Genomic DNA, 12,299 nt, shown 5'->3' with positions numbered 1-12,299 from the left:
GGATTTTAGGTTTAGGCAGACAATAATAATCCCAAACGGATGATGTTGTAGTCAAATCCATTCGGGATTATAGTGATACTTTGTTGATTTTTAACACCGTGTTGCTACAACCTATTATATGTATTTACAATAGCTGTCTCATTTTGAGTGTGTTTTAAAACTAGAACACCATTAGTATTGCCTAGCTCTATTACAAAAGCACTAGTACTTGTAGTTTCAAGGTTGTTTCCGTTAATTACATATGTATCAGTACTATTGGTATCAATTTCACAAATATTTGCACTATTTAAGACATGTGTTTTTTGGATGACTTCGTTACTACTATCAATGAACTCGATAGTGTTCATTTTGTCACAGACATTTAATGCGACATCTAACCCGTTTTCTGTAGTTTTTACAAGTATCCATTTGCCATTGATGAATGTTTCATTAATGTTTTCAATAGTAGAATCATCACTACTACATGATTGATTCATAATAGCGATTAGTGCGATAAGCACGAATTTAATTGTTTTGTTCATTGTTTTATTATTATAAATTTTCTGCAATATTAGTATCACACTAAGGTTTTGGAGTTCTGAAAAGTTATAATTGAACAATATTGGACACTTTTTTTAGAATTTTAAGATAGATGTCTTTTTTTATATTCGGATGGTGTTAGTCCTGTTTCTTTTTTGAAGCCAGTATAAAATGCTGATTTTGAGTTGTATCCAGCTTCCAAGCCAATTGAAAGTATACTGTATTTATCAAAAGCCTTATTTGTTATCATTTTCTTTACATCTTCAACACGATAATAATTAATGTACTCCGAGAAACTCTTTTCCGAATTATTATTGATTACTTGTGATAGATAGCCAACACTTATTCCTAGTTTTTCGGCTATATCTTGCCGACTTAATTTAGGGTTTCTATATATTTTTTCATGTTCTAAAATATTTTTGACTTCTTGAAGGTATTTATTGTCTTCATCACTTATACTGCTTTTGCTTTTGGATGGTTTTTTATATTCGGTTTTAATTTCTTTATCAATAACTCTTCTTATTTCATATCTGTTTTGAGCTAACCTAAATTTAAAAATACCTATATAGCCCACCCAATAGAAAAAAGTAGTTAAAACTAACCACAGGATAAAGGTAAATTCGTAAGGGTATAGTTTTCCCAAAATTTCCAGAGAAATCCATGTAAATATTAAGACAATATGAAAATAATAAAACAATTTGATCCATTTTAAATTGTGGTGTACTAATATTTTTATAGCGCTTTTGTTTCTAAATAAAAGCATATAAACCACAATTAGAATGACTATATTTAATAAAATAGAAGCGTAATATTCTATGGCATAAAATGTTGGCACCCAAGTTAAGTTGTCGATAGTATATATTTTAAAATGCGCATGTCCTCCCACAAATAGATTGAGTATAACTGATATGCAAAAGGGAAGATATAGTAGTTTGTGTTTTGCTTTTAATTTAAAAGATGGATTTAGAAATTTTAAGTAATAAAACAAAAGCGTAACAGGGAAAAGTAATACGAACTCAATGTCTTCGAAAATTGCAAGTTTTGGAAAGTGAGAATACCAATCATACTTCATCATAAAGTATTGAGCATTAATTAATACACCAATCAACATACTAATGCCTAAATAAATGTTTGTAGTATTTTTAAAATATTTAGAAAACAATATGGTTAAAGCAAATATTACACCTTGAATTGCGTTGATTATTATTAAAAAGTCCAGTATTTTAAAAATCATTTTTAATTGCGTCTTCTTTTTTAGTTTGCAGCTAGCGTGTAGATATATGGTTACTTATGATGTTGGCAGGTCTAAGATAGTAAAAGGGAGTGAGTCATTAGGAAAATGTGCCGAATTTAGCTTGCGTTAGTTCGCTTTGCTCGTTTACGAGTAGGTTATCTAGCAATGAGTTATACACGTTGTTAAGTGCTGTTATTTTAATTTCTCTATTATGAGTTCCATATCAAATGATAAGGTTTCAATAGCTCCTTTATCATAGTAACACGCTTCAGTTCTTCTTGAATTAATTATAAGTTCAGATGCTTTAACTTCAAAGTCAAAGCATTTAGGTGAGTTAAAGCAAAAGTATTCATCTTCAATTCTAAGCAGTCCAATTTTTCCGTTTTCAAGATTAATGATAAAAATTTTATTATAATTTCCTATGCCACCAACCTGATGTACTATTATATGATTATTAAAATACTTGGTTTTAATTATTGATTTCCATCTCAATTTTTCTGGACCTCCTGTCAAGGTACTGTTGGTAATAAATAGCCAAGAATATTTCCCCTCTTTTCTAGCAAATACTCCATGAGAAGTGGAAAATATTTCATAATTATTTGATATTGTGTCAGTTTGAAATTCAAAGTCTCTTGAGCGATGATTATGCCCATAATAGACAAGAATTCCGTGTTTATACTCCAAGTAGTCTTCACTACAAACTCTATCCCAAAAAATAGGTAAGGTATCTTTAGAAATTATCTTGAATGATGCCTCTGGATAAATAAAAGTATCATGTCTAGAAATGGGAGAGGTTAAAGTCATAGAAAAAAGCGTATCTGTGGTATCAATAACTTTAGTTTTGTATCCAGCAATTAACCAATCTAATGAAGGGTCGGGTTCTTTGAAATCAGGCAATAGGTATTGAATAATAGTATCTAGTAAAAGTTTATTTGCAGGAATTACAAGCTCTTCTGGCAGTGGTATGATTTCAAGGAAGTTTGCTTTAGACCAATTATAGCTACCTCTACCACCAATGTTAAAGGATTGTTTGGTTAGACTATTATAAACGTCTATTGACTCTGCTGTTTTTCTAAAAGTATGAATCGTTAATGAATCAGAAATATTATCATTATTAAAATCGTTAACAACACTTATTGTATCTCTTAGCGAATTTTGAGAGAAACAATTTAAGGATGCTAAAACTAGGATGAAAATAATAATTTGTTTCATGTTTTATTGCATTTAACGTGTTTGCTTATGGTTAGTTATGCTGGCAGTTATATTAATTAAAAAATAACAGGAACTTGAATATCAACGGTTTTAACTCCATTTTCCATTATTCTTTCCTCAAGTTTCATATAAACCTTTCCATTTTTGTTAAGTTGCCCGATGGTCAATTTTACAACTTTAATATTGAGACTTTCTATGTTAGTTAAATCAAATTCTTCAGGTGCATTTGGGTCTTCAAAACTCCAGCTATAACCTTTCCACTCACTTTTAAATCCATTGTCTGCATCATCTACATGTATGTTTTGTTTAAATGGAAGCGTATAACTTTTGTAGAAAACTTGATTGTTTTTTAAATCAATTTTGATATTACTGAGCGCTTTTAACTTATTGATTCCAGTCAATTGAATAATAGAATCATTCTTTACTATTTTTAATTTTTCTTTGCCAGAAGATAGTAATTCGACACCTCCAGTCATTCCTAAAAATTCTTTGTATTCACTTTCTGAAAGCCCAAAATTTGGATGGTATTCTAGAGATTTTCCTGGTTTAATTTTTTTCGAATATTCTAAAAACCACTCATAGTTTTTCTGAATGGAACTTTTCAGTTTTTCTACATATACATTAAAGAGGGGATCCACGCCAATATCATCCATTATGTCAACAGTAAATTCGTTTTGGTTGAATATATTTGATAAATCAGTTAATGGCGTACCAGTAATCTTATCCATTTGAGCTTTTACTGAGTTTAAAGAAAGAAAACATAAAATTGTAAAAATGATGTATTTCATAATATTGCTATCAACGGATTTGTTTATGATTTTTAGTGTTAGGAAGTAAGTTAGCAAAAAAGAACGAAGAGAACGGAAATTGGGCAGAATTTCTAGAACCATCTTTTAAGCATTATTAACTATACATGTTGTTGGGCACAGTTATTTTATATTACTGTATTAATCCTAAAAATAGTTTTAATCGAATAATCTTTTTTACAGATTGATAAACCTGTTCTTTATAAGTCGGATTAGTTCTCATTTCGTCAAGAATAGAATTGATCGTGTTGATTTCATCAATTGGCATCAACAACATATCATTTCCAGCTTTTGAGGCTAGTAAAGGAGCATTATCGATTATGGTAACCGCTTTCATTATATTTAAAGCATCTGTTATTATAAGTCCTTTGAAACCTAATTCATTTTTTAGTAAATCTGTTACGATATTTCTCGAACAACTGGCAGGTAAACCATTAGTGCTGTATTTTTCATTATTGGTTATGGTAATATGAGCCATCATTATTGAGAGAACACCAGCCTCTATTAGCGGAGGGTAAACACTTAACTCTTTCAATTCTCCATCTATATAAACTGATTTTTTATGAGTGTCTCCTTTAACTAATCCGTGACCAGGAAAATGTTTGGCTGTCGCAATAATTCCTTGCTCTTGCGTTGTTTGAATAAACTGTTTACTCAATTCAATGACTTTTCCTTTGTCGTTTCCAAAACTTCTATTCTTTATAGCTTCATTCTGAGGACTAATATCAACTACAGGCGCAAAATTTTGACGAAAACCTATATCTAGCAAATTAGCGTTAATAATTCTTGCAATAGAATCAGATTGTTTAGTTGATTTGATATCAATTGTATTCATAATGGGACTTGTTCCTTGTAGTCTACCATTAAAAAGACTAGGCTCTGCATCGATTGAAAACAGTATTGGTAATTGGTTTTGAGAATTGCTAATCATATTTATGGTATCAATCATTCGCTTATGATTTGTCTTTGTACCTTTTAGATATACAATACCTCCAATTTTATTTTCGGATACTAATTTCAAAATAACACTTTCGGGTTTGCCTAATTCTCCTGCAGAAGTTACGATCATCTGTGCGACACGAGTGGTGTCGTTTAGTGTGCGAAAAATTTCATCTACTTTATGCTCTATAATAGGGTCATAATTATAAAAATCTTGTAGTTTATTAGATTGGGCATTTACAGTTAAGAAAATGATAATTGTGAATGCTATTGTTAGAACTAATTTATTCATTTTATTATTTTAATTGAAAGGGCTGTTTTTTTTGATGTTAACATCCTTGTATATGGTTTATTTTCGGTGATTATTTTCCTTAGTTCGTTTTTGATGGTGTTATTTTTTCACGCCTTTAATTCCACTGGCACAACCGAAAAAATATTCAACATACTCCACATCAAAATTTGCTTTCTTAAAAATCTCAAGGACGTTTTTAGAATTCCCGAATTCTTGTGTGTAAATACCTAACATTTTATATGTTTCTGGACTTCCTAAAAATACTTTTCCTAAAATCGGAATTACGCTCTTTAAATAAAACATATAGAACGGTTTTAAAATTCCAATTTTTGGTACTGAGACATCTATTAATGAAAATTTTCCATTTCGTTTCAGAATTCTTTCAATTTCATTGGCAAGATTTACAAGTTGCTCATCATTAAATGTCTTTAATCCAAATCCAGATATTATATAATCAGCATATTCGTTTTCGATTGAATTATCAAATACATTTTCTTTTAACAACTCTATTCTCGATTTACTGAATTTTGCTTTTCTTTTTTTAGCGCGTTCAATCATTCCAGAAGAAAAATCAAGTCCAATTAGTATAGAGTTATTATCCGATTTCTTTAAGATATGTTTCCAACATTCACCCATTCCGGTCATTAAATCGACAACAACTTTTCCATTTTCTATTCCAATCTCCTCTACACATTGTCTTCTCCATCTTTCGCTAAATCCAAATGATGTTATGTAATTCACTCTTGTATAAGAGCTTGACATTTTATCAAATAGCTTTTCTACAAATTTTGCTTCGTAAATTTCTTTCATTAGCAATGGTTGATTATAATTATTTACAACGTGTTCGTATATGGTTTAGCTTCGCCAGTTCGTTAGGCGCGTGTGTTGCTTTGGCTGGAACTAAATTAGCAAAAGAAAACGAACCAGAGGAAAATCCTTAAGGTTTTCGAGTACATAGAGAACTAACGATTGGTTATATGCGTTGTTGTACCATGTTATATTTTTATATCCCAACTCCACATTTTAATACCTTTTTCAATCAGTTCTTTAGTCGTTTTCTCATCAGTCCAATGTAAGATGTTAGTGTATTCAATTGACTTTGATTTCATCAATATCTCTACAGATTGTGATATCAGACTTTTTCTTTCACTTGATTTTGAATTTTCTGCAAATGAAAGTTGTAATAGTTTTAAATTCGGTATTTCTCCAACAGGTTTAATGTTTTTGAGTCTTAAATTATTATGAATATGAATTCTTTTTAGTTTTTCCAATTTGGATAAATCAGGAATGGACTCCATTTTTGACATTCCCTCAAATTCCATCTTTTCAAGGTTTTCTAATGAATTCAAGAAGTCGAAGTTTGGGATTTGACGAACGCGACTAAATTCTATTGATTTTAATCCCTTTAGTTTGGATATTGAATCAAGGTTTTTGTAACTGCCAAAAAGCAAGTTTAATTCTTGAAGTTTATTTAATTCGGTTAAAAAGTTCAAGTCATCCAATTTTACACCTCGAAACGTTAGAGTTTTTAAATTCGGTAAATGTTTTGCGTTCTCCAATCCTTTCTTCATTCCGTTAACGTACAACGATTCTAAACCCTTAAATTCCTTGATAAAGGATAAATCTACAGCTTTGGATTTTGTTTCCTCAATTCCAAAATGTTTGAGTTTAGTGTTAGACTGCAGTTTGGAATAATCTTTTGTGTTGAAAGAAGAGATTGTAAAATTTCTAATATTCGGAATTTGACTGTAAAAGGATAAGTCTTGTGTATGATACCAAACTATTCGTAGTCCAATCTCTGGATACTTTTTAAAAAGCTCATTCATCGTTTCCCAAGTTTGGTTATTGGGACTTTTAAATTCGAATAATTGTAAAGAATAAATGTTCTCTTCGGCTATAATTTTGGGAATATCAGGTTTTTTGAGGTCTGAGTATATATTAATGTTTCCATTAAAATTTTCCCATTTCTTTTTTCTGTTAAATATTCCCATTAATTAATTCGATTTGATAATGTGGTACAAATGTGTTTGTGTATGAATTGCTTAACCAGTTCGCTATGCTCGTGTCCGAGCGCAAGCTTAACTAGTAATTTACTATGCGCGTTGTTAGCAAAAGTATTGTCTTCAATTATTTTAAATTAAAAATTATGATGACAAAATGTAATTAGTGCGATGCTAGCATAGATAACTAAATAAACGTAATAATTATGAAAAAAACAATTGCATGGAATATGGTATGTTTAACCTTGCTTTTAGCTTCTTGTTCTAGTGATAATTCAGATGATGCTGAAATGAACAATCCAGAAGATTCAACAGTTTATGTAGTTGGATCTAATGCTAATGAATCGGATACAGGAGATTCCGAATTAGATAGAGCCTTATTATGGGTTGATGAGGAACTTACCGTCTTAACAAATGGTCAAACAAATGCCGAAGCATTTTCAGTCTTTGTGTCTGGTGATGACGTGTATGTTGCGGGCTATGAAGAATTAGGAAATGGAATATCGATAGCAAAATACTGGAAAAATGGAGTGTCGGTTAACCTGTCGGATGGTACTAGAGATGCTATTGCATATGATATTTTAGTTGATGGTGAAGATGTTTATGTTGTTGGTGAAGAAGATTCAGAGATACCTGGAGGTAGAAATATAGCTACCTATTGGGTAAATGGAATGCCAACATTATTAACAGATGGCACTGAGTTCGCTGCTGCAAGAGCGTTAGCACTCTATGAGGGCGAAATTCATATTGTAGGAAAGGAAGGTTCGATTGCAAAGTATTGGGTAAACGGTACTTCAATTAGCTTAACTGATGGTACAGATTCGGCTTTTGCAAATGATATCAGTATAGATCAAGGCGAGGTTTATATTGCATTAAGGGAAAATAGAGAAATTAATAATGATGACATTCAAGTTGCCAGTTATTGGAACAATAATCAAATTACTGTTCTTGAAAACAATACATCTTTTGCAGGAGCGTTTGGAATTCTTGCTGATAATGATAATCTGTATGTTTCTGGTTCAAGTCAAGCAGTAGGAGATAGTCTTATTTTGCGATTTTGGTTAAATGGAGAAATCATATCCGATACTATTGTAGGAGAAATATCTTCTATAGTGAAACATGGTGATGATATTTATTATGCAGGATTTACAGGTATAAGTTTAAGTTCTAAAGCCACCTATTGGAAAAATGATGCGATGGTAATATTACCAAGTGATGATTTTAACTATGTTAGGGCTTATGCAATTTTTGTGAAATAGTTGCTTGCGCCAGTTCGCTTCGCTCGTGTCCGAGTAGGCTAGGAGTAGCCATTCGTTATACACATTGTAACCCAAAGTTATTTGAATGTTTTCTATAGATAACAGTAATATGCAGAAAGGATTGCCTACCTTATCAAAAAGGAAACCAATCAATGATTACTGAGATACAAGTAAACAAACCAGAGCCTATTGCAATTAACGAAAAGCTAAAATCATATAATCGTAGTACTGTGGTTGCACATACGATAAAGGCCCTAAATAAAGGTGAATCGATAATAATCAAAGATTTTTATAATGATGGAATATCTCTTCTTCAAGATTTACATAAATATCTGAAGATTAAATTACCTAATAAATCCTTTAAGGAGCAGCAAAAGTATCGATCAGAATATTATAAACTTTCAAATTTAATTTTATTAGAAATTGTCAATCAAAAACTAAGTGTAAAGAAATCACCTAGTATAGGTTGGTTAGAAAAATTTTATCCAGATAATGATCATTTTTGTCTAACTTTTCCTCAAGTACAAGGATTGAATAGTTCTTGGCAATGGTATCAAAAAGGAATTTCCATACCAGTACTTCGTAACAAAATGCATCCTTATTACGGAATATATTTCCCAACACGTTTTGAACATTTAGTGCTTTTTGATAATTGGTTGAAGCGTTATAAAGGATCAAAAAAAACAGCAATAGAAATAGGAATTGGCTGTGGAGTATTAACAATGCAATTAATACAACATAATTTCCAAAAGGTTTATGCGACTGATATTAATCCGAATGCAATTGTTGGATTGATAGAATTTATGGGATCAACTAAGCTATCTCGAAAAATTGAATTGGACTTTGGATATCTTTTTGGCAAGTGGGAAAAACAGACAGAATTGATTGTTTTTAATCCGCCTTGGTTACCAGAAAGTTATGATTTAAGTAATATTGATGAGGCTATTTATTATAATAAGACGTTGTTTGCAGACTTTTTTATTGAGGCAAAAAAAAGACTTTTGCCAGATGGAAAACTTGTATTAATTTTCTCGAATTTAGCTCAAATAACTAATGTTACAACAGAGCATCCTATAGAAACAGAATTAGCCCAAGGCAATAGGTTTCAGTTGGAAAGATGTTTGAAAAAAACAGTAAAATCAGCTTCTAATAAAACCAAGCGAGATCAGCATTGGCGTTCTTCAGAAGAAGTAGAACTATGGGTTCTAGTGAATATTTGAGTTTTAATGTTACCTAAATAGTTGTTGAATTTTGGGTAACGTGTTCGTATATGGTTTAGCTTCGCCAGTTCGTTAGGCTCGTGTGTTGCGTTGGCTGGAACTAAATTAGCAAAAGAAAACGAACCAGAGGAAAATCTGTAGGATTTTATGAGAACAAGCAGAACAAGTAATTAGTTATACATGTTGTTGGTTGTTGACTCTATTTCTTAAGTTGTTTTAATCTGTCAATTGCGTTTTGGTTTTCAGGATTTAATTCCAACGACCTTTTGTAATTCAAAATAGCGTTTTTGAAATCCTTATTGTATAAATACACTTCAGCTAAACTATCATATAGATTTGCAGATTTCGGATATAGATGCAAAGCCAATAAAAGCACATTAACTCCTTGTTCTATTTTTTTAGGATTAAATGATAATTGCAAACCTAATGTATTCAGCATACTTTCTTGAAGCTCAAGCTCTGGATGTTTGGCAATTGTTCTTTTATGCAATGGAATTAAATCTTGGTAATCTTGACTGAATGCTAAGTCATTAAAATCTTTATAATCGAATTCCTTCCTATTTGCTTGTTTCATTTTTTTAGAAATCAAAGCTTCGGAAAAACCATTGTCATTAGGTTTATTTTCAATGAAATCACCTGCCTTTTTCTCATTTTTTAGTGTAGCATTCAAAAATTGCAAGGTGTGTTCACAAAGCAAATTATAAGAAGCCATTATTTTAGCATCACTTTTATCTTGTCTCTTATCTCTGTTGGCAAATAAAACACCGAATGAACTAAAATAGGAATGCGTTAGGTCGTGAAATCTATAACTGTAAGCATTACTATATTGCAAAGAATCATATAATTGGAATTTATAATTCAATTCGGCAGGAATTTTATCGCTGGTCAAGACGTCTTCTGGAATTTCTTTTTGAGCAAAATGGATATATGGAATAGTAACTTTATTTAAGTTAAAATAAGGTGATTTTTCCAATACTCCATAGTTGTATCTTTCCGTTCCATCTAAACTCACGATAGCGCTTATGTTTTTATTTTTCATAGCCGTTATTGCGTTGGATAGTCCGCCAAAACTAAATCCCATAAGTGCGACCCTATCAAGGTCTATATTTTCGTATTTATGAATTTCTTTCAAAAGAAATTCTACATCTCTAGATTGTGTTTCCATATCTTTTGTAGTTCCTCCTTCCAACCACCTTGTGTCTGTTCCTCTTGAGGGACTTGAAATTACTACAAAACCATTGCTAGCTAAATACTCGAATAATGCAAAATTTTCAATTGAAGATGCTTGATAACTTGGTGCATAGACTATTACTGGGAAATTTCCATTTAAAAAAGTCGGATTAGAAAAGGCATTTACTTTTTCAGAAAGATGAGCCTTATTTTGAGGCGTGTTCCACAAGTAAGGGAACCAATCCAATAAAAAATAATTTGGTAAGTTTTTCCATTCTTCTTCTTCTTTTAAAATCTCTAAATAATTTAAAACTGTTAACTGTTTAGAATTATTGTTTTTAAGTGTTGCAGGATACCAAATACTAATAGGAATTGGTCTATTTATGAATTGATTGTCGAAATTATTTTTAATTTGATAGGTTCTTGTGCTATCAATAATTGTATAGTGTTTGAAACCTACTTTATGTTTTCCGCTATTTAGGCTTATTTCTTTTAATGAAGTCTGTCCATAAGATATTGTGGATAGAATGATACCTGCTATTAATATGGTTAATCGCATTGTCTTTGAATTAGTGTTCATATTAAAGATGCAATAGTTTGATGATTGTTACAGGTCTTTTTTTAGCTTGCAGGTAACGTGTTCGTGTATGAAGGGTAGTCTACCGATAGGCGGCTATAATTTCATATACATTGTTGGCATTTCGTTAGTTTTGTTTTTTACGTTCTCTTTCAAACACTTCTGTTCGCTTAATTTGCTCTTCAAGATTCCATTCGAAATCAAATCTATTCTTTAGAAATATAGCGATTGAATCAAGTCCGATTTCAGTTCTTCGTTTATCTATATTTTCTGGTTCAAAAACAGGCCAAAGGTTAAAACTCTTGGTTTCTGGATAGTATTTCATTTGTCCACCATAGATTTGTAATTCTCCTCTTTCAGTTGCTATTCTGTCTTCTGCTCTTACTAAAAATCGAGGCTCTAACTTTTTCTCTTTTACAGCTTGTCTCATCATTGGAAGATATTGTATTCGAACTGAATTATCTGAATGTTGTATAACATTGCATATAGTCCAATTTCCTTGTTCACCTGCCGTTTCTTTAGAAGGCCATCCATATTTATCTAGAATATCCTTTACTTTTCTTTCATTTATGATATGGTTCTTCTTATAGATAGCTTGTTGTGTCTTAACTAATTCTGATTCAGCACCATATATTTTCATAAGTGAATCTCTTAATGTAATTGGTCGCTGTTCAGTTTTCCAGATAGTGTCTAGAATTGCAATTAAATTTCCTTGATTCTCCGATGATGTCGAGATTCCTTCTGACTTGGTTTTACTAGAGCAACTCATTGCTAATAGCAGACTGATCAATAAAATATATTTCATTCGTTATTTATATTCTTTCATATTGTTGCTTTAATGAATGTCAACGTGTTCGTGTATGGTTTATCTTATGTGACTATTTTCCCTAGTTCGTTTTTGCTTACGTCATTTTTTCAAAATGTCGAGCAAAAATATAACTGGCTTTAATAGTTGATCTTGTTGGCTAGCAACTAAATTAGTAAAAGAAAACGAACCAGAGGAAAATTCGGCAGAATTTCAAAGATAATCTATAAGCCCCATCCAGCAATGAACTATACACGTTGTTATGT

At 31.2% G+C, this 12,299-nt stretch carries 11 protein-coding genes; 2 read left to right on the top strand and 9 right to left on the bottom strand.

Going from position 1 to position 12,299, the window contains the following annotated elements:
- Positions 1 to 104 precede the first annotated feature (104 nt).
- The 7 genes from Q0787_RS15910 to Q0787_RS15880 all read right to left on the bottom strand — a co-directional run bounded on the left by Q0787_RS15910 (position 105) and on the right by Q0787_RS15880 (position 6,993).
- A complete protein-coding gene (locus Q0787_RS15910; RefSeq protein ID WP_298903831.1) occupies positions 105 to 521 on the bottom strand; it encodes a lipocalin family protein in 417 nt (138 codons plus the stop codon).
- 101 nt (positions 522 to 622) lie between these two features.
- On the bottom strand, positions 623 to 1,753 hold the full coding sequence (locus Q0787_RS15905) for an AraC family transcriptional regulator (RefSeq protein WP_298903830.1): 1,131 nt from the start codon (positions 1,751 to 1,753) through the stop codon (positions 623 to 625).
- Between the two features lie 192 nt (positions 1,754 to 1,945).
- The gene (locus Q0787_RS15900) at positions 1,946 to 2,965 is read right to left on the bottom strand and encodes a hypothetical protein (protein ID WP_298903829.1); all 1,020 of its coding nucleotides are present in this window, start codon (positions 2,963 to 2,965) and stop codon (positions 1,946 to 1,948) included.
- 56 nt (positions 2,966 to 3,021) lie between these two features.
- Positions 3,022 to 3,753, bottom strand: a complete 732-nt coding sequence (locus tag Q0787_RS15895; RefSeq protein ID WP_298903828.1) for a hypothetical protein — start codon at positions 3,751 to 3,753, stop codon at positions 3,022 to 3,024.
- A 151-nt stretch (positions 3,754 to 3,904) separates the two neighbouring features.
- The gene (locus tag Q0787_RS15890; RefSeq protein WP_298903827.1) at positions 3,905 to 5,002 is read right to left on the bottom strand and encodes a glycoside hydrolase family 3 N-terminal domain-containing protein; all 1,098 of its coding nucleotides are present in this window, start codon (positions 5,000 to 5,002) and stop codon (positions 3,905 to 3,907) included.
- Positions 5,003 to 5,101: 99 nt separating this feature from the next.
- Positions 5,102 to 5,812, bottom strand: coding sequence for a class I SAM-dependent methyltransferase (locus Q0787_RS15885; protein ID WP_298903826.1), 711 nt, complete (start codon positions 5,810 to 5,812; stop codon positions 5,102 to 5,104).
- A 185-nt stretch (positions 5,813 to 5,997) separates the two neighbouring features.
- A complete protein-coding gene (locus tag Q0787_RS15880; RefSeq protein WP_298903825.1) occupies positions 5,998 to 6,993 on the bottom strand; it encodes a hypothetical protein in 996 nt (331 codons plus the stop codon).
- A 215-nt stretch (positions 6,994 to 7,208) separates the two neighbouring features.
- On the opposite strand from Q0787_RS15880, the gene Q0787_RS15875 reads away from it, so the two are divergent.
- Both Q0787_RS15875 and Q0787_RS15870 read left to right on the top strand, forming a co-directional pair.
- The gene (locus Q0787_RS15875; protein ID WP_298903824.1) at positions 7,209 to 8,261 is read left to right on the top strand and encodes a hypothetical protein; all 1,053 of its coding nucleotides are present in this window, start codon (positions 7,209 to 7,211) and stop codon (positions 8,259 to 8,261) included.
- A gap of 152 nt (positions 8,262 to 8,413) precedes the next feature.
- Positions 8,414 to 9,481, top strand: a complete 1,068-nt coding sequence (locus Q0787_RS15870; protein WP_298903823.1) for a methyltransferase — start codon at positions 8,414 to 8,416, stop codon at positions 9,479 to 9,481.
- Between the two features lie 199 nt (positions 9,482 to 9,680).
- On the opposite strand, the gene Q0787_RS15865 is transcribed toward Q0787_RS15870, so the two are convergent.
- Together Q0787_RS15865 and Q0787_RS15860 are read right to left on the bottom strand one after the other, a co-directional pair.
- The gene (locus Q0787_RS15865) at positions 9,681 to 11,231 is read right to left on the bottom strand and encodes a prolyl oligopeptidase family serine peptidase (protein WP_298903822.1); all 1,551 of its coding nucleotides are present in this window, start codon (positions 11,229 to 11,231) and stop codon (positions 9,681 to 9,683) included.
- A gap of 124 nt (positions 11,232 to 11,355) precedes the next feature.
- Positions 11,356 to 12,033 (bottom strand): DUF6624 domain-containing protein, encoded by a 678-nt coding sequence (locus Q0787_RS15860; RefSeq protein WP_298903821.1) that lies wholly within the window; start codon positions 12,031 to 12,033, stop codon positions 11,356 to 11,358.
- Positions 12,034 to 12,299: the final 266 nt, after the last annotated feature.

Origin of the sequence: uncultured Psychroserpens sp. (assembly GCF_947492715.1) — a bacterium.
Lineage (GTDB): Bacteria > Bacteroidota > Bacteroidia > Flavobacteriales > Flavobacteriaceae > Psychroserpens.
The sequence above is the reverse complement of the archived record's forward strand: the minus strand, read 5'-3'. Positions and strand labels throughout refer to the sequence as shown.